Here is an 18,843-nt window from a genome sequence, read left to right as displayed (position 1 = left end):
CGTCGTTTCGCCGGCGCCGTCGCGCCAGTTCGGCAGATTGGAGCAGATTGCTGTCGATTTCTGCGGCGCCAGCCCGCACCGCGGCGTAAATTTCAGCGTGATTTCAGCGGCGGGCCGCGGGGCAAGCGTCGAATTGCCGTCGGCATGCGCAAAGACGTACTCCCGTGGCCTACTCCCGCCGTCGTCCGGTAAGCGAACCTGCGGTGCTCCCACTCCAACGCACGATCGACGCCCTGGCAAAGAGCCACAACGAGGCCGCGACGCCGACGCTCATCGCTGCGCTCAAGACAGACTCTGTGGAAGTGTTTGATGGCGTGGTCCGAGCGCTCTGCGCCCGGCGCAGCAAAATGGGGCATCTGGCGGTGCTGCGATATTGGGATGTGCTGACGCCGTCGCAAAAACTCATCGTCGAGAAGGGGCGCTGCCGCATGGGGGTGGCGCTGCGCGAAGCGCTCCTCGACGGCGACGATCGACTCTTCGCGGCTGCCTATGAATTCGTCGAAGCCTCCGGCGACTACGATCTTACGCCGACGCTGGTGATGGTCGCCGAGAGAAGTTGCGGCGAGCGGGCCGACGCCGCGGTCGCGTTGACGCTCAACCTGGTGGAGCAGCTTTGCCGCTGGTTGGCGGCCGACCGTGAACCGGTGCTGGGCCGCGATCCTGAGACGATTCGCTACTGCGTGCTCGAAAGTTTAGAGCGCTCGGTGGAACGGTACCGGCAGCACCGCCGGGCGGAGCTGCTGGAAGCATTTGTCGTCCTCGCGGGACCCGACAGCAAAACGCTGCGGAACATTCTGGAGTCGCCGTATCATCCCTGCCACCAAAGCATCGTGCAATCGCTCACCGTGAGCGTGAGCCCGAACGTCCTCGGCTTGCTAACGACTCTCTTTGCCTATCGAGACGCGCCGCAGGCGGTTCGCAACGTCGTCGGCAAGCGGACCGATCAGCCGTTCCTCGACGCCCTGCTGGCGACGCCGCTCGACTCGAAAAACGTGGCGTTCATGAAGAACTTGGCGCGCACGAAGTCGCTGGCGTGCTGCGAAGCGAATCCAGCGCTACTGGCGCAGCTCACCGACCAGCAGCAGGCCGCCGCGATGCGCCTGTTGGCGGCCTCGGGGGCGAGCGACGACCGCAAACTCAGCCTCGCGGACCTGCTGATCAAGCACGGACCGGTCGAGGCACGCGTTGCGGCTTGCGAGGCCCTGCGTCCAATTGCCGGACAGCGCGGCAACCAACTAGTGCTCCAAGCGCTCGACGACGCCGCGGGAGAAGTGCAGGCGGCGGCCGTCCGACAACTCAGGGAGCGCCGCATCCCCGGCGCGATGAACAAGCTGTTGGAACTGGTCGAAAGTCCGAACGAGGCGGTGAGCGCCGCGGCCCGCGACGCGCTGTGGGAATTTAGGTTCGACAATTACGCAGCGCGTTTTGATCTGCTCGACGACGACGCCCGCCGCAGCATGGGCGCCCGCGTGGCGCTGGTCGATCGGTCAACGCTCGCGCGGTTGCGGGCGGAACTGAGCAACCCGGCGCGGCGTCTTCGTTTGCGCGCCATCGAGATGGTGGCCGCGATGAAGCTGTTGCCGCAAATGGCCGACGCGCTCATCGAGCGACTGCAGGACGAAGACCATGTGGTGCGGGTAGCGGCCGCCGACGCCTTGCAGCATTGCACGGCGGACGACGTGCGAAATGCATTGCTTGCGGCAATCGACGATCGGAGCGTCGCGGTGCAAACCGCCGCGCGAAACAGCCTCCGCGCGCTGGACGGCGAGACGCAACTTGGCGATGCAACCGCATTGGTCGAGGAGGCGGCGCCATGAACGACTTGACGCGCCTGGCATGGCCGCTGGCCGAGATCGGCGACAACTTCCCGGACTCGGGTCCGCGACTCAGCTGGTCCGATCTCTGGGCCTACGGCATTGCGCTGTTGGTGGCCGCCATCGTCGCCGCCGCGGTGATGATCGTCCGCCGTCGCAACGACATGACGATCCATTGCGAAAATCCCTGGAAGCTCTTTCGCGAGCTCTGTCTGATTCACGACCTCGACCACCCCAGCCGGCGTCTTCTCGCGTCGCTCGCCGCGGTCCGCCGCTACGAGCAACCGGCTCAGATTTTCCTGACTCCCGCCGCTTTCGACGCCAATGATCTGCCGGAGGATTGGCAAGCCCGCGCCGGGCATCTCCGGCGACTGAAGGATATCCTTTTCGACAAACAACTGAGTTGATTCAGTGGCGCGCGGCGCCGTCCGAGCGGCGGCGGAATATTCGTTCACCCGCCAGGTCGATCGAGCCGCCGGGCGACGATTGCCAATTGGCGTTTTCCGACGCGCGTGAGGATGACGGTCGCCTCGTCGTCGCCGCGGAGCTTGAGGTCGCGGCGAAATTGCTCGGGGTCCAGCGACACTCCCCGTTTTTTTACTTCGACGCGGCCGATGTGACGGGCGGCAAGCCAAGCGGCGACTGCGGCAGTACGGAGCGGAAGCGTCTCCTCGACCTTGAAGCCACTCAGCAGCGGCTCGGCGACTTCGTCGTCGCCCGTGAGGTACGCGCCGCCAGCGCCCAGGGAGTGCAGGCCGTGTCGATTGGCAATGGCCCCCAACAGTTGGCTGGCGACGATGGCGGGGTCGGGATCATAGAGGAATTGATGGGGCGCGTCGGTTGCGGAACATGCCTCGCGGGGTTCGCCGACGAAACTGGCAACCGAGACCCCGGCGTCGCATCGGTCGCTTGTTTGTGCCGGCAATAGCACCGTCGCGCGCCGTTTTCCTCGGGCCATCGCCAGCTGACCGAACCAGACGACCAGCTGCCGACACTCGCGCTGAGCGGTGATCCATTCGAGTTCGCCGTCATGCTGCCACGCCGCCGGAGGTTCGCTCGCGGGGGCAAGTTTGACGGCGCCGTCCGAGGCGCTAGAACGCCAACGGTCGATCACCGCCGGGCCCGGTGAATGTTGTTCCAACGTGGTCGAACGCCGACCGTCAGCCCGTCGGTCGGGGTCGACGTGCCACATCTCCCTAGCGTCGGGAACCAGTGCCGTGACGTCCCCCTCGCGGACGGCGCTCGGATAGTCGCGCGAACGCTCGCTCATCAGGGCCGCCACGGCCAGGTTTTTCTCCGCCAACAGGCAGATTGTCGGCGACAGATCGTAGCCGACCGCTGGCCCGCATGCTGCAAGCGCCACCAGATCGCCGCCAATGCCGCAACAGCAATCGTGAATCAGGCGGTCGCCCCCTGCCCTGCGGAATCGTTCAGCCTTGTATGCGGCGAGCTGGCCGCCGGTCGCCTGTTCGAGCTGGACTGGCGTGAAGAACATCGCACTTGCCGCGACGCCGAACTTTGCAGCGGCGCGGCGGCGCAGGTCAAGTTGTTCGACCACCAGACGAGCTCGTTCGGCCGGAAGTGACTTCCGCAGCTCGTTGAGCTGCTGGAGTTCGACGCGGTGGTGAGCGGCGCCTGCTGCCAGCGCGGCGGCCGCCGAGGCATCGTTGGTAAGCCAGACGTAGTCGTCAAAGGTTGCCATCCCGGAATCAATCGCTGCCCTGGCCTGCCGAACATGGGTTGGGGTCGCGCCGCTTGCTTCGCGCGTGCCGGAAGTTCCGAGCGAATCCGTCGAGCAAGGTGCGGCGCCCAGCGGAAGCCGAGGCAAGTCGACGGGGCCCGCCGGACGAAAGGACAGAGGGAGGGTCTATCGTACTCACCACCGCGCGGGTCGGGGAGGAACGTTGAGAATGATCTCGCGAACTTTGGCCATGCCGACGTTGCTCGCTGCTTCGGTGGCGGTGCCGTACGTCGCGACCAATGCGCCCGAGTGGACCGAGCAGATGCGCAAGTCGACGACGGCGGCCCCAGCGGCGACCGTGCCGCAGCAGCCGACAGCGCCTGGCCACCACGCTGCGGGCGCCCCAGCGCAGACGGCGCATGGAAATGCAGCTCAACCCGCACATGCCGCCGCAGCGCCCCACCAGGCAGCTGCGCCCCCTGCTCATCTGCAGATAGCGCCCGACCCAACCTACTCGCTGTCGGAGGTATTGCGGTTCGACGTCACCAAGGAGTGGGTCTACCAACGCTGGGAACGCAAGTCGACGGCCCTGGCCGATCTCGATTTGTTTGGCGTTCGCGTTCCGTTGGTGACTGGAAAACAAGTTTACGACATCGCCGGATCGCTGACGTACTTCTTCGGCGCCGATGGTCGCGTGAAGCGGATTTCGTTCCGCGGGCGAACGGGCGACACCACTCAACTGGCGATGTTGCTCCACCAACGGTTTGGGTTGCAGGCCGTGCCGTCGGTGATTGCCGGTCAGCAGTTGTTGCAGGTGCGACAGGGCACTGACGTCATCAGCGAACTGCGTACCCAGACGGCGCCGATCCTCTGGTCAAACACGCCGCACGAGAGTTTTTCGGTGGAGTTCGAACTCCAAGACCCGGCCGCGGCGCGACCGCTCAAGCCGCAGGTCGCTTCTGTCTCCACCCCGCCTGCCGCAGCGCCCCCCGGCGCCGCCGCGAAACCAGGCGAGGCGGGCGCCGCCGACGCTGCCGGCAAGACGGCCAGCGCCGGCGCCAAGGCCAAAGAGGTCGCTCCAGCCGAGAAGCCGGCCGACGCGGCGCCGGAGGCCCTGGGATGGAAGACCCTTCTTCCGCGAAGCCGCGCCTCGCAGGGACAGATCGATCAACTCGAACGAAGCAATTTCTACCAATGACTCGAATCTCGGGCCACCGACGTTCAGCACGCCGCCTCTCCGCCAACGGAGGGATCATCGGTTATGCTGATCCGATGCCCGAGAACGCGCCTCGAGTGATGACCTGCCCTGCTGCCCTGCGTCCGGCAGCGCTGCGCGCCCTCCACGACCGGTTGCCGGCGGAACAGCGAACCGGGCTGGTGCAGGTGCTTCACTCGCTCGGCGTCCAGAACGACGCGGCGTGGGATGGATTACTCGTCGCCGCGCATGGCGATCGTTGCGCGCCGACGACTGCCAGCGAACTGGCTGGCGTCGCGTGGATCCAGCAACTGCCGGGCCAGACAGCCTGCCTCTGGATACCTCCCGACCAGGGCGCCGCTGACACGCCCCTCTTACGGGGCGCCGCGGCGTTCGTCGATCAGCGTCAAATTCCACTGGCTCAGTTGGTCGTCAGCGACGACGACGGCTATTCGACCGAAATTTGCCAAGCCGCCGGTTTCCCGCAGTTCGCGAAGTTGGTGTACCTGTTCGTCGATCTGGGGATTGATGCACGGCGACGAGAGCTTTCTAGTTTACCTGCCTCGCCGCCCGCGATCCGTTTCCTCGGCAATGCGCAACGCGATCTCGCTCGACTCGAACGCGCCGTCGAACAGACGTACGTCGGTACGCTCGATTGTCCGGCGCTCGACGGAATCCGACCGCTGAACCAGGTGCTGGAAGGTTACCGCTCCCAGGGACGGCACTGGCCAGAACACTGGTACCTGGTCCAAGCCGAGGGACAAGATATAGGGGCGTTGATCCTCGCCGAACACCCGGGATTGGGGAACTGGGAGCTGATCTACATGGGCTTGGCGGCGCCGGTGCGCGGGCGCGGTTGGGGCGCGTCGATCGTGCGACACGCCATCGACGTCGCTGCGCGCCATGGCGCCGAACGGCTTGTCTGCGCCGTCGATGCGGCGAACGAACCGGCCCTGAACGTCTATCGACGGCTCGGCTTCGTCGAATGGGCCCAGCGCATCGTGTACGCCCGTTTATGCGCGCGAGCGTAACGAACGCCGTCGACAAGAGTTCCGCGCCGCGCGTTGCATTTGTCCAACAAGCATGCCGTCGCGTCGGCCCGCGCAGCGCGATTTCCTCGTCGCCGACCCCGACACGTTATCCACCCACTTCCTGTCGCCGACTCAAATTTTTTTGAGGTCGCGCGCGCGATCGGGAGGGCCGCTTTCCCGATGCTTTTCATGAGCGGTCAATGGGACGACGCGCTCAAGTAAGTCAAGGGCTTTGACAGGAGTGCTAGCGTCCTTAGAATCGCCTCTCGCAGGTGACAACTAGCAACGTCGATCAGTCGCTACGGCGGTTGATCGCTTCTCCTATCGGTGGGGCGCACGCACGAGTGGTACGGCGAGGCGCACCGGGTAAATGAATTTCCCGGCGCGTTTCGGCAGCGGACGTGGTGCGCGCATCGGGAGCTCACAGGAAGTGGTCATGGACGATTCGGACAGGCTGTCCGCATTGCGCCTAGAGTTACGTCGCAGCCTCGGCAACGAGCGCTACGACTTGTGGCTCGGGCCGCAAACGACGCTCACGCTGGATGGCGGCGTGCTGCTGGTCGGTTGTGCCTCTCAGGCCGAGGTCCAATGGCTCCGTCGCAATCTGCAGGCGACGCTCGCCGAATGCGGAGCGGCGATCTTCGGGGCGTCGCCGACAGTGGAGTTTGCGGCGAGCGGCCGGGCGACTGAAGCCGCCCAAGTTGTCGGCGCGGCGACGAGCCAGCGCGGAGGGCGGCGCTCCCCCAAGAAGCGCTACTGCGATGCGCAACTCACCTTTGCCGAGATTGCCCCGAGCCCCGCCCCTGGCAAGCCGTCCGTCGACAAGGCGCTGAATGAGGATTCGGCGCCCGCGAAGAAGCGGCCGCGGTGGACGTTCGAGGATTTCGTCGTCGGCGATTCGAACCGCCTGCCGGCCGACGCCGCCCGAAGTGCGATCCAGCAACTCGGTCGCTTTAGCCCGCTGCTGATTTACGGCCCCTCGGGAACGGGCAAGACGCATCTCATGAGCGCGGTGGCGTTCATGGGCCGAGCGTCGCGACAACGGCTCCGCGTGATGCAGTTGACGGCCGAGCAGTTCACGTCGCAGTTTTTGGAGGCCCTCGAGAAGCGATCGTTGCCGAGCTTACGGCAAAAGACGCGCAGCCTCGACTTGCTGGCGATCGATGATGTGCAATTTCTGGGCAACAAGCGCGCCACCGTCGAGGAATTGGTTTATACGATCGACGCGGTTCAGGCACGCGGCGGGCAAGTGGTTTTGTCGAGCGATCGCCCCGCGTCCGAACTGCAATCCGTCAGCGCAGAACTCGCCACGCGGATTTCGGCTGGGCTCGCCGTCGCAATCGACCCTCCCGACTACGCCACCCGTCTGGGCATCGTCCGGGCGATGACGGCGCGGATGGACGTCGCCATGGGCGACGACGTCATCGAACTGATTGCCCAGCAGGTCGTCGGCAGCGGGCGGATGCTCAGCGGCGCGATCAATCGGCTTGTCGCTGCGAGCATGGCTGCCCGGAAGCCCATCACCTTCGATCTGGCGGGCGGCGCCATTGCCGACTTCTGCCGGCAACATGCGCCGCAGGTTCGACTGGCCGACATTCAGCGCGCCGTGTGCGAAGTTTTCGGCGTCGAGGCGACAAGCCTTAAGTCCGCGCGAAAGTGCCGCTCGGTGGCCGAGCCGCGGATGCTCGCCATGTGGCTGGCCCGGCGGTACACGCGAGCCGCGCTGAGCGAGATTGGCGACTTCTTCGGACGCCGCAGCCATAGCACGGTAGTTTCGGCGCAACGAAAGTTCGACGGGTTGATTGCCCAACGGGGCGAGATCGTCGTTGGCGATCAGCCATGTCAGGTGGAAGAAGCGGTCCGGCGCATCGAAGCGAAGCTCCGCACCGCGTAGGGCCCGCGTCGCGAAGCGCCGTGCCTTCGGCGCATGTCTGCCGGCAGGCGTCGCGCTGAGAACGCCATCTTCCCGCCTGGTCGCGCATCAGAGTGATCATCGGTTGACTGTGGCGTCTTTCTCAGCGGAGCGAAGAATCTGGTCGTTGGTTGGCCGCTAGATCTTTCATTCCACGCAGGATGACAGACGCGACGCTTACCCGAAGTTCGCACTAGTCCTCGTCGAGTTCTTCTTCATTCCCCTCGGTGGCCATCTCGAGTTGCCGCATCTTGCGATAAAGATTCGAGCGGTGCAGCCCCAACCGCTTCGCGGCGTTGCTCATGTTGCCGCGGGCGGCGTCAATTGTTTTGCGAATATAGTGCTGTTGAAAATCGCGCGTCGCGTCGGCCAGCGATCCTGCGAACTCGGCCAGCCTCTCGGAGTCGGTGGCGCCCGACTCGATGAGCGCCAGGTCGTCAGCCTCCACCACATCACCGGTCGTAAGGTAGGCGAGCCGTTCACAAAGGTTGCGCAGTTCGCGCACATTCCCGGGCCAGCCGTGCGCCAAGACTCGCTTGCGCGCCGCCGGCGAGAACTTCGGCGCTCGGCGACCCATATTCCGACAGAACGTTTGCAAGAAGTGATCGGCCAGCTTTAGCACGTCCTCGCCCCGCTCGCGCAGCGGCGGCAGTTCCAGGCTCACCACGTTGAGTCGGAAGAACAGGTCTTCGCGGAAGCGCTTCGCTCTCACCATCGCGGCGAGGTCTTGATTCGTCGCGGCGAGGATGCGGACCTCTGTATGAATCGGCGTCGATCCGCCCACGCGCACAACGGTCTTGTCCTCCAGGACGCGGAGCAGCTTCGACTGTCCGCCGAGGCTCATGTCGCCGATTTCGTCGAGGAATAGCGTACCGCCGGAGGCGAGTTCGAATTTGCCGGGACGCGACTCGCGCGCATCGGTGAACGCACCTTTTTCGTGGCCGAACAGTTCGCTTTCCAACAGCGATTCGGCGATCGCCGCGCAGTTGACGGCGATGAACGGCTGCTCACGGCGCCTGCTGAGATAGTGAATCGATCGCGCGACGACCTCTTTCCCAGTTCCGTTGTCGCCGAGAATCAGGATCGCCAAGTCGGTGTCGGCGATGCGTCGAATTGTTGAGCGAACGGCTTCGATGGCCGGGCTGTCGCCAATGAGCTGCAGTCCCTGAGCCGCCTCGGCGACAAGTTGCTGGTGCTTAGTCAGCAGCTCTTCGAATTCTTGCGTGTTCTGCAATGCGACGGCGGCATGGGCGGCCAATTCAATCAGCCCGCGCTCGTCGTCATCGGTAAAATGGCCCTCCCGCTTGTTGAGGACTTCGAACGCGCCAAGGCAGCGACCCTTCGGGGCCAGTAGCGGCACGCACAGAATTGTCCGCGTGGTGTAGCCGGTGGCGCGATCCACCTCGCGGTCGATCTCTTCGTCGCCTAGTCCACCGCCGACCCGGCGAGACTGGCCGGACTGAATCACCTGTCCCACGATCCCGGCGTCGTCCGGGATGCGCAGCTCGTTCCCCTTCACTCCCAGTGCGGGTCGGCCGACCAGCTCGTGCTTCGATCGGTCCCAGAGAAAGATGCTCGCGCGATCGGCTTGCAGCAGTTCGGTCGCAGCCTCGGCCATTGCCTTGAGCAGCGCCTCCATCGAGTTGGTTTGCCGCCAAGCGTGGGTAATCTCGAGTATGGTTTCGAGTCGGCGAATCCGATGCTCGCGGCGCTGCCGGCCGAGCACCGAACGCTGCGCCGCTGCCAGCCCTTCGGCAAACTGTTTGAGAGCGACGGGTTCGACCCTGCCGCGAGCTGCGAGGGCATAACCGTCCCCCAGGGGCACGGCGGACCATTCGCCGCTTGCAGCAAGAGCATCGCGGTCGAGGGCGTCGGCCACGAGCTCGGACGGCGCCTGGCGATCGCCCAGGCCGCTGGCGGCCTGCAGCTCCCACTTCGGCGGGTTGGCGTGGACGACCGCCAGCGACGCGGCGGGAAGAAGGTCGCGGGCCTCCGGCAAGACCTCGTCCAGCAGTCCCCGTAGGGTGTCGTGACGCCCTGAACTGGCCAGCAACAGGCGAAGCAATGGGATTTGATCAGTTGGCAATGGCACCGCAGTGTTCTCAAAAGGGCTACAATTAACTTCAGGTCAGATCATTATGAGCAATGAAAATGTCAATATGATCTTCTAAAATGTATCATTAGTTGGACAGGTTGGCAAGTCGTATGTTGTCCGGATGATGCGGATTCGTCGTGACGGAGGCCCGATTGGTAGCAAAAACCGCCCCCTTTCCCTCCGCTGGACAGTGCTGTATCCTGCGACGCTCTCGTCGGCCTCGATGGAAAGGCCTTCAAGGCCTTGATGGACCCAGGCGGTCGGCCGGGTTCGCCTTTCACGAGGCAGCTAGCGCTCAGGAGCTCGTATGGGAATGTTCAGTGGCAAGAAGGGACTCATCACCGGCGTCTTCAACGAGAAGTCGATCGCCTGGGCCATCGCCGAGCTGATCATGCGGGAGGGGGGCGAGTGTGCATTCTCTTACATGCCCGACAAGCCCGATGATGCTCGTCAGAAGAACCTCGGACGGATCCAAAAACTGACCGAGGGGCTGCCGAACGCGAAATTCCTCGCCCCCATGGATGCGACCAAGGATGAGCAAATCGCCGAGGTGATGAGCCGCTGCGAGGCGGAGCTTGGCAAGATCGATTTCCTCCTCCACTCGATCGCCTTCGCGCCGCCCGAGGATCTACGCGGAGACACGATCGCCACCAGCCGCGAGGGCTTCAAAGTGGCGATGGAGATCAGTGCTTATAGCCTGATCGCCCTGACAAATGCTGCGCGCGGCGTCTTCAACGACGGGGCGAGCGTCCTGACGCTCACCTACTTCGGCGGCGAGAAGTGCGTGCCGGGATACAACATCATGGGCGTCTGCAAGGCGGCGCTCGACTCGATCGTGAAATACCTGGCGTTCGATCTGGGGCCGCGCGGCATTCGCGTCAATGCGTTGAGCGCCGGCCCGCTGCAGACGATTTCGGGCCGCGGCGCGGGCGTCGACCAAATGCTGGGGCTCTACGAAGCCATGGCCCCGTTGGGACGCAACATCACGCACGAAGAAGCCGGAAAGTGCGGCGCGTTTCTCCTCTCGGACATGTCTTCCGGCGTGACGGCCGAGATTCTGCATCTCGACGCCGGCTACAACGCCATGGGCTCGCCCGGACGGATGGTCGACCAGATCAAAGCAGCGCAGCAAGGCGCTTGATGGATGGGCGACGACCCGTGACTTGCTAGCACCGCGCAGCCCGTTTTTCGACGAATCGCTCTTTGCTGCTTTCACGCGCGTGCGGTAAATTCTGCAAATCTTGACGGGACCGAATACCCCGCTATCGTTGGCTGTAAGCCTACGATTTCGTCCCGTTAATTCCCGCCTTGACCTCGATCGGCTTACTACGAGTTCGTTCGGCCGGATGGATTCGGCCCGACAATTGCCCAACCGGAAGTCGCACGCGAATGTGCCGCGCTGGCAGCGCCAGCATGGACGTTACAGGACAAGGATGGTCCTTTAATCGCAAAGGAAGAGCATGGACGCTCACGTCTCTCGGCGCCTTCGTAGGCCCGCATTCTGGATGGCGCTGGCTGCGTTGACGTTTTCGGCCAATCTCGCTGTCGGCGCCGCCTACCGTACGGTGAACTTCACGGTCGACGCCCCCACGCCGCAGCTGGCGAAGGAAATCGGCGACTCGGCGGAACAATGGCGCCGCGAGTTGGCGATCGAGTGGCTCGGGAAGGAATTGCCCCGCTGGAGCCAGCCTTGCCCGATCAAAGCGCTGGTTGCGCCGACGCTCGGCGCCGGCGGCGCGACGAGCTTCGTGTTCAACGCGGGCGAAGTCTACGACTGGCGGATGAACATTCAGGGTTCGCGCGAGCGGGTCCTCGACTCGGTCCTGCCGCATGAAATCACGCACACAATTTTCGCGACCCACTTTCGCCAACCGCTGCCTCGCTGGGCGGATGAAGGAGCTTGCACCACGGTTGAGCATCGCAGCGAAATCGACAAGCAGGAGCGGATGCTCATCGATTTTTTGAAGACCAAGCGCGGCATCCCGTTCGACGCGATGTTCGCGATGACCGACTATCCTCGCGATGTGCTCCCCTTGTACGCCCAGGGGCATTCGCTGGCCCAGTTCCTGATTTCCCAGCGCGGGAAGCAGGTGTTCCTGAATTTCCTGGCTGACGGCATGCGGACCAGCGATTGGCGGCAAGCCATCGCCGCTCATTACGAGTACGAGCACTTGCTCGCCCTGCAAAACTCTTGGATGGATTGGGTACGGGCCGGCCGGCCGCCGATTCGCCCGGCGAGCGGGGCCATGCTCGCTTCAGCCCAGGTCGCAACTCCCGAGCCGCCGGCCGTTGTGCAGGGCGTCGCGGCGCCGCGGAGCCACGCGGCCGCGTCGCCGAGCGTTTATGGCGAGAACACCAACTGGTCGCCCGCTCGCCCCACGCGGCCAGTCACGGCGGGGTACGAACCGCAGGCCGCGGCCGAGCCAATTCAGATGAGCGGCAGCCGCGAGAGCGTTTGGCGGTAAGTTGTCTCGCACCCACATTTGGCCCCTGAGTTCTTCAAACGGGGGCCAAAGGTCACGCGACGCCGAAGAAATAACGCGTCACGTGATAGAACACCGGCGCGGCGAAGCAAATTGAGTCAATGCGGCCCAGGACGCCACCGTGTCCTTCCACGAAGTTGCCGCTGGTAACTTCGCCGCGGTCGCGCTTGATCGCCGACATCGTCAGCGACCCCGCAGCGCCCGTGAGGGCGATCACTAGCGCCATTGCCGAGGTCTGCCACCAGTACGGAAACGGCGAAGCCCATTGCAGGACGACTCCGAGCAGCGCCGTCGACGCCGCCCCGGCGAGGACGCCCTCCCACGACATCACGGGGTCGATTTTCTCCGCAATCAGGTGGCGGCTGTAGACGCGGCTCCAGAACCACTCGAGCAGATCGGACGCCAGCACGATGGTAATGAAGAAGAACAGCATCCCCGCCGGGTAGTATCTGGCGGATTGCTCTTCAATTCGCAAATAGAGGAGCGCGGGGGCGTAGCTCAAGCAATAGACGCAGATCATCAGCGCGCACTGCACCTTGGCGATTCGCTCCAAAAACCGGTCGTAGTCGCCGTACACCGCGGCCCGCGCGGCGATGAACAGGAAGGCGAACACCGGAATGAGCACGCTGTAAAGTCCATACTTGTCGAGGTAGACCAGCAGGAATTGCATCGGCGTGAAGAAGAAAAAGACCCAAAACAGGGCGCGATGGTCGCCGATGCGCGTCGGCGTGAGCGTCACGAACTCGCGCAACGCCCAGAACGCGATGGCGGCGAACAGCAGCACGGTAAGACCAGGCAGCAGGAACGCCATCACAATGACGGCCGTGAAAAACCACCAGGCCTGAATTCGCGAATTGAACGACTCGATCGCCCGGCGGTCGAGGGCCGGCGACTCGCGCTTGCGCAGCCACTGGCCCACGAACGTGGCGATTCCCAAGAGCAGGAGAACCGTGCCGACGAAGGCGAGCAGGTTGGCGTTCATGGTCAGACCTCCTTCAGGCGGAGGACCGCTTCGCGGGCACGGGCCAGGAAATCGGGTTTCGGCTCATTGGCCTCCAGCCACAACGGCGGACCGAACGTCACCGACGACAGCAGCGGCACCGGCAGAAATTCGCCGCGCGGCAGAATACGATTCATGTTGTTGATGTAGACCGGAATCAATTCGAGATCCGGCCGCTTCTTGGCGAGATAGTAGAGGCCGCTTTTGAACTCGCCCACCGACTCGCCGCTCGAGCGGCCCCCTTCGGGAAACATAATGATGGAATGCGTCCGGCCAATTTCGCGCACCATGAGATCGACCGGACTCTGGTGGACTTTGATCTCCGTCCGGTCGATCAACATGGCGTTGAAGCTTTTGGCCAATCGCGGCTTCAGCCAACCGCGCGACCAGTAGTCTTTCGCGGCCACGGGCCGCGTCAGACGCCGCACTTGCGTTGGCAGAGCCGACCATACCAGGATGACGTCGAGATGACTGGTGTGATTGGCGAAGTAAACTCGTTGGCATGTATCAGGTTGGGATTCCACCCAGCGCACGCTGGCGCCGCTGATAGCGCGGGCAATCCAGGTGAGGAGGGTTTCGGTGACCATGCCAAGCGAGCGAGTTTAGGAAAGCTGTATGGTACTGGCGACGGCGGGCGAGCGGAATGCACGCTGGCATCGCCGACGATCAAGCTGCGTCACATCGTTCCCTTCGCGTTGCGACGGGCGAAATAGCCGTCGACGGCGGATGTCGCGGGCGGCGTGGGCGACGGGTCGCCCTGCGCCACAGGAGCCATTTTCTTCGCGTAGATCCGCTCGATCAGCTGCTCGTAACCGCGCACCATGGCATCCAGCGACCAGCGGGTGACGACGCGGCGGCGTCCCTCGGCGCCGAGGCGCCGCCGTTCGGCCGGCGACTGGAGCAGGGCGACCGTTGCATCGACAAATGCCGCTTGATCCCCGGCTGGGAAGAGGCGGCCAGTTTCGCCGTCGACGACCGTCTCTCGCACCGAGCCGACGTCGGACGCCACGACTGGAACGCCGCAAGCGAGTGCTTCGAGGATCGACACGGGAGAGGCTTCGTTGTGCGACGTCAGCGCGACGACGTCGCACGCCGCGAGCAGGGCCGGAACGTCGCTGCGCGAGCCGACGAAGTGAACGGCGTTGGCAAGGCCCAACTCGGCGGCGAGGCCCTCCAGCTCGGCGCGCTGCGGACCATCGCCGATGACGACGAATTCAGCCTCCGGGACCGCCTCGCGAATGCTTTTAGCGCCGGCAAGAAATAGCTCGTGGTTCTTTTCCGGTCGGAGGGCCGCGAGAATTCCTACCACCGGCGCGCCAACGGCGATGCCAAGTTCACGGCGGACTTCGCTCGCGTCTTGGGGAACAAAGCGATCGCAATCGACGCCGTTGTAAATCGTGTTGACTTTCGCAGCCGGAAACCCCTCGTTGCTCACCAGGTGTGCTGCGTGCGCGTCGGCCACGCCGATAAAGGCGTCGGTCCAGCAAGTGAGCAGCCGATTCAGCCGCCCGACGCCGTCGGGCCACCCGGTGCTGTGAAGCGCGGACGCCACGACCGGCACGCCGGCCAGATGAGCGGCGATGCGGCCCCAAAACATCTTGTCGCCCGCGCCGACGGTGATCACCGCGTCAACGCGCGGGCGACGCATGAGCCGCATAAGCCGCGGCAAGATGCGTAGGTCATATTTGCACGCGAGCAGGTTGCTATGAACCGGCACTTCCGCGCTCAGCATGTCGCCGAGTGGGCCGGGTTCCTTCAAGCAGACGATCTCGGGTGCAAAGCGGCGACGGTCGAGACGTCGCACGAGGTTCACCAACAGGGTCTCGGCCCCGCCGACCGGCATGCTGGTCAGCAGAAACAGGACGCGCAGGGGTCGGGAAGATTGTTCAGCTTCCATAGTAGCGGTCGATTGAAAGATGAAGTGAATGCTAACTCGCCGCCGGGGCTCGCTCGCGACGCAGCGCCGGCAGGAACTTGGTCAGCGACTCAACGGCAAAGTGCTTTAGCTCGCGCTGTTCCAGCTCCGTCAGCAGCCACGGGGTGGCGAGGCTGGCGACCAACACGGCGAGCGTCGTAACGACCGACGGCCAGAGTCCGAAACCCAAGGCAGTCGGCGCGAGGGCCAGCAGCCATGCCCCGCGGTCGACCTGCATGCCGTGCAGTTGATTGAGCCACAGCACGACCAGCAAGCAAATACAGGTCGAGATGGCCGTGGCGAGGACCGCTCCGTGCAGCCCTTGGGTGGGCAACAAAATGAAGTTCAGGACGACGTTCACCAGCAGCCCGATCATCAGCGGTGCGGTCGACAGCTTCGCCTTCTCGGCGCACCACAGATAATTCTGCGCGACGACGTAAATTCCGTACCACACGCAACCCGCCATCGTCCACGGCAGCACATGCAGACCGTCGTCGTACTTGCCCTGCAAAATGGTGTGGAACAACAACGGCGCCGACGCGAGCACGGCGACTCCGAACGCCATCATGCAAATGGCCGAGAGTTTAATCGTCAAGTTGAGTCGCTTGGAAACGTTTTCCGGCCGCCCGGCCTCCCAGTCGTGCGTGAGGTGGGGCATCACCAGCCCGCTCAGCAGGTCGGCCACCGAGACCATCAGCAACGGAATGATGCGGCTGCTGTGGTAATGTCCGACCTGTTGCAACGCTTCGGTCGGGCTCAAATTGGCGTAGTGGACGATCATGTAGCGATCGACGATGGCAAAGAGATGCGTCAGCAAGTTCGTCACCCAGACGAAGAACGCAAATCGTAGGAGCTTGCCCCAGAATTCGCGGTGCACCAGATCGTCTTCCGGGCGGTCCAGATCTCGGAACGCCGGCCACGCCCAAACGATCGCGCCGGCCGACGACGCGAGGCAGGCGATCGCATAGCCGAACAGGATGCTGTTCATCGTCGGCCAGCGCCACATGAGACCCAGCGAAATGATCGCGAAGAGGATGCTTTGAGCGAACTGCATCGCCGAGACAATGCGGTACAGACGCAGGGCCGTGAGCAGCGCGGTCAGCGTGTGCTGCACAATAATTGTGAGCAGGCAGAAGCCGACGTTGCGCATGACGTCGGCATACTTTGCGTCGCCGAACATCAAATCCGATAACTGCGGCGCCAGCCCTTCAATGACGGCAACCGAGATGAGCCCGCACACCGCCGTCCAAATGGTGGTCCGATTCAGGAAGGTGCGCAAATGGCCGCGTTGCCGATAATGCTCGGCATACCGGCCGAACGAACCTGGCACCCCCAGCACCGCCAGCGGAGCCGCCAGCATCAAGAAGCTGTAGACCATTTCCCACTCGCCCAGCGATTCAGGGCTCAGCCAGCGGCAAAACAAGATGCCGCGGCCGAAACCGACCGTGCGCTGCACGACCGTGACCGTCAGCAGAATTATCACGCTGGCGGCGAGCGTGTCGGCCTTCAGGCTGCGACGCGCTTCGGGTTGCTTCGGGATGGCGGCGGCGGCGGCGATGGGTGCTACTCTCAACAGTCAGGATTCAAGGCGGCGGCGGCGCGGAAGTCGCCCGCGTCGAATTGGGGAATGCGGCGAAACTTGCGCGGGTCGCCCGTCATCCAATTGCAGAAGCGCGCCCAACTCGGGTCGCCGTGGATGCGATGAATGTGGAACGGATCGTCGCCCGGCAGGTTGTAACCGCCATAGGCGGAGCAGACCCCCCAGTACCCGGCGCGGAACGCCGTTTGAAAGGCGGCCTGCGACAGGTTTGCATGGAGACCGTACGGAAACGCAAAGTAACGGACCGTCCGCCCGGTGATCGACTCAAGGTCTCGCTTGGATCCGAAGATTTCGCTGTCGAGAATTTCTTGTGAGCTGATCGGCCCGAGATTAATGTGATTACGCGTGTGGGCCCCGATTTCAACGCCAGCTTCCGCCAGACAGCGAATCTGTTCGCGCGTGTTCGGTTCGAGCGGACGCCCCTGGCGGACGTCGTGGATGAACGGCCGCCCTTCGAGCACGTTTCCCGAGGCGACGAAGTAGGTAAACGGAATCTTCTCGTCGAGCAGCCAAGGGAGCGCATCGCGGCAATTATCGGCGTAGCCGTCGTCAAACGTAATGCAGACCGCAGCCGCGCGGTTGACCGGCGCCGCCATCCGTTGTTGGGCCTCGAGCAGCGTGACGATTTCGAAACGCTCGCGCAGCCAGAGGATCTCTTCCTTGAACCGCTCCGTCGAAATCGTCCAGCTGTTGGGGTACTCGTCCGCCACGCGATGGTAGTAGAGCGCCATGACGGGCGCCTGCCCGGCGGCTACCAACTGCGCAGCGCGGCGGCGTCGCAACGGCAGCGTCGCGAGGTAATACATTCCCAGCAGCGGTTCTTTGCAGGCTTCGGCAAGCATGCTCAGCACTTCGGGCGTTTGGTGGGGCGAACTACCACAGCGATTGGCGACTAACTAAAAAATCCGGCGACTTGGCGGGTCGCATGATGAAAACTCTTCGCGCCGCTGTATGCGCCGCGACGAAGTCGCGGCCAAAGTCTGTTCGGCACGGCGGACAGCAAATAGGCCTGCGTCGGCGTCGCACGCCAATGCGCCTTGTACGGTTCATCGCCGCGGAGGAAGTCGAAGCGGCGGCGCCCTTCCTCGATCGCCCGCTGAATCGACCGCAGGTTCGCCAATTGTCCTGGTTCGTCCGCGAGGCGGGTTGGATCGATGCCCCCCTGGTAAGCCCAGATCGTATCGGAGCCGGCGAACTGGTATTCCGCGGCGATCGGGCTGCCGTCGAGCCATAGCGTCGCAAGCCGGAGATTGCCTTCCGCGAGCAATTGCTGAGCGACGTCCCAGTGAAACGCCGCCCACGCGCGCGAGGCAAAGCAACCTGGCTCGCCGAGCGCCGCACGCCGTCGCTGATGCAGATCGACCAGCGTCGACCACGCATCGCCGAAGTCCGTGCCGGATGTCACGACCTGCCAAGACGCGCGCGGCGTTTCAACGACGCGGCGTTCTAGCTGACGGAGCTGCTTGCGGTGCGATTTCGATTGCAGCGCGAGGAACTCCTCCCACGTTGCGGGCAGATCGATGGCCCAGCAGCGGTCGGTCGGCGTGCGACTGACCATGCAGTCGCACTCGGCCAAGTCGTCGAGCAGCCGCTGCGTGGCGACGTCGCCTTCGTCGATTGCGGTGAATTCCAGCAGGTCCCATTGCGGGTCGGAGCTAATCTCGCGTGCCATCGCTGCGGCCGATTCGGCCTGAGTTGCAGGATCAGCCAGCAGGCCAAGATGGTCGCTGCAGACTTCTCCGTCCCCCGCCAGTCGCAAGACGCGGCCTTGCGTCCAGGTCGACTCGAAGTAGGCGGGCAAAATGGCTTGCACCGTGTCCGGCGTCGCGTCGTCGTTGGCAGCAATCAAGACGTGGAGCGTCCGTTCGGGGCGTCCTTGGCCGTAGTGTCGCCACCACGTCGCGAACCAGGTCCAGCGACGGAAGACCACGCCGCCGGCAAGCCGCTCCCATGCATCCCGAAACGGTTCGAGGTCATTCAGGTTGTCGATGCAATGGACGCGCACAGGAGCCAACCGGTTTTGCAGTCGATGATTTGGGATGGTGGGCCGAACGGGCCACGCCTCCTCAGCGTTCAGCGGTTCGATGATCAGCGCAAAGATAGGTCAGCCTTCGCAT

The 18,843-nt window shown here is 64.0% G+C and carries 15 protein-coding genes; 7 read left to right on the top strand and 8 right to left on the bottom strand.

Features of this window, described 5'->3' with window-relative positions:
• Positions 1–203: 203 nt before the first annotated feature.
• Positions 204–1,817 carry a HEAT repeat domain-containing protein gene (locus tag I41_RS15080; protein WP_145433695.1) on the top strand — a complete coding sequence of 538 codons (1,614 nt, stop codon included), beginning with the start codon at positions 204–206 and terminating at the stop codon, positions 1,815–1,817.
• The gene (locus I41_RS15075; protein ID WP_145433694.1) at positions 1,814–2,221 is read left to right on the top strand and encodes a hypothetical protein; all 408 of its coding nucleotides are present in this window, start codon (positions 1,814–1,816) and stop codon (positions 2,219–2,221) included. The genes I41_RS15080 and I41_RS15075 overlap by 4 nt, the downstream gene beginning before the upstream one ends.
• Before the next feature lie 44 nt (positions 2,222–2,265).
• On the opposite strand, the gene I41_RS15070 is transcribed toward I41_RS15075, so the two are convergent.
• Positions 2,266–3,516, bottom strand: coding sequence for a THUMP-like domain-containing protein (locus I41_RS15070; RefSeq protein ID WP_145433692.1), 1,251 nt, complete (start codon positions 3,514–3,516; stop codon positions 2,266–2,268).
• A gap of 208 nt (positions 3,517–3,724) precedes the next feature.
• On the opposite strand from I41_RS15070, the gene I41_RS15065 reads away from it, so the two are divergent.
• The 3 genes from I41_RS15065 (at position 3,725) to dnaA (ending at position 7,615) form a co-directional block, all read left to right on the top strand.
• Entirely contained in the window at positions 3,725–4,693 is a 969-nt protein-coding gene (locus tag I41_RS15065; protein ID WP_145433690.1) for a DUF6690 family protein, read from the top strand.
• A complete protein-coding gene (locus I41_RS15060; protein WP_168206927.1) occupies positions 4,690–5,721 on the top strand; it encodes a GNAT family N-acetyltransferase in 1,032 nt (343 codons plus the stop codon). Before I41_RS15065 ends, I41_RS15060 begins: the two co-directional genes overlap by 4 nt.
• 436 nt (positions 5,722–6,157) lie before the next feature.
• Positions 6,158–7,615 (top strand): chromosomal replication initiator protein DnaA, encoded by a 1,458-nt coding sequence (gene dnaA, locus I41_RS15055; protein ID WP_168206926.1) that lies wholly within the window; start codon positions 6,158–6,160, stop codon positions 7,613–7,615.
• A gap of 211 nt (positions 7,616–7,826) precedes the next feature.
• Here dnaA and I41_RS15050 read toward each other — a convergent pair whose 3' ends face one another.
• Positions 7,827–9,725: a sigma 54-interacting transcriptional regulator gene (locus I41_RS15050; protein WP_145433685.1), complete on the bottom strand. Its 1,899-nt coding sequence runs from the start codon at positions 9,723–9,725 to the stop codon at positions 7,827–7,829.
• A 310-nt stretch (positions 9,726–10,035) separates the two neighbouring features.
• Here I41_RS15050 and I41_RS15045 point away from each other — a divergent pair, with 310 nt between their 5' ends.
• Together I41_RS15045 and I41_RS15040 are read left to right on the top strand one after the other, a co-directional pair.
• Positions 10,036–10,869, top strand: coding sequence for an enoyl-ACP reductase FabI (locus I41_RS15045; protein WP_145433684.1), 834 nt, complete (start codon positions 10,036–10,038; stop codon positions 10,867–10,869).
• A 319-nt stretch (positions 10,870–11,188) separates the two neighbouring features.
• Positions 11,189–12,193: a hypothetical protein gene (locus I41_RS15040; RefSeq protein WP_145433682.1), complete on the top strand. Its 1,005-nt coding sequence runs from the start codon at positions 11,189–11,191 to the stop codon at positions 12,191–12,193.
• A 52-nt stretch (positions 12,194–12,245) separates the two neighbouring features.
• Here I41_RS15040 and I41_RS15035 read toward each other — a convergent pair whose 3' ends face one another.
• The 6 genes from I41_RS15035 to I41_RS15010 form a co-directional block, all read right to left on the bottom strand.
• Entirely contained in the window at positions 12,246–13,193 is a 948-nt protein-coding gene (locus tag I41_RS15035; protein ID WP_145433681.1) for a phosphatidate cytidylyltransferase, read from the bottom strand.
• A 2-nt stretch (positions 13,194–13,195) separates the two neighbouring features.
• Complete coding sequence (locus tag I41_RS15030; RefSeq protein ID WP_145433678.1) at positions 13,196–13,798, bottom strand: lysophospholipid acyltransferase family protein; 603 nt, start codon at positions 13,796–13,798, stop codon at positions 13,196–13,198.
• Between the two features lie 89 nt (positions 13,799–13,887).
• Positions 13,888–15,108 carry a glycosyltransferase gene (locus tag I41_RS15025; RefSeq protein ID WP_145433676.1) on the bottom strand — a complete coding sequence of 407 codons (1,221 nt, stop codon included), beginning with the start codon at positions 15,106–15,108 and terminating at the stop codon, positions 13,888–13,890.
• 31 nt (positions 15,109–15,139) lie between these two features.
• On the bottom strand, positions 15,140–16,699 hold the full coding sequence (locus I41_RS15020; protein ID WP_168206925.1) for a lipopolysaccharide biosynthesis protein: 1,560 nt from the start codon (positions 16,697–16,699) through the stop codon (positions 15,140–15,142).
• Positions 16,696–17,568 (bottom strand): polysaccharide deacetylase family protein, encoded by an 873-nt coding sequence (locus I41_RS15015; protein WP_145433672.1) that lies wholly within the window; start codon positions 17,566–17,568, stop codon positions 16,696–16,698. Before I41_RS15015 ends, I41_RS15020 begins: the two co-directional genes overlap by 4 nt.
• A gap of 50 nt (positions 17,569–17,618) precedes the next feature.
• Complete coding sequence (locus I41_RS15010) at positions 17,619–18,731, bottom strand: GNAT family N-acetyltransferase (protein ID WP_168206924.1); 1,113 nt, start codon at positions 18,729–18,731, stop codon at positions 17,619–17,621.
• Positions 18,732–18,843 lie beyond the last annotated feature (112 nt).

Origin of the sequence: Lacipirellula limnantheis (assembly GCF_007746075.1) — a bacterium.
GTDB lineage: Bacteria > Planctomycetota > Planctomycetia > Pirellulales > Lacipirellulaceae > Lacipirellula > Lacipirellula limnantheis.
This window is presented reverse-complemented; position numbering and strand designations above follow the sequence as displayed.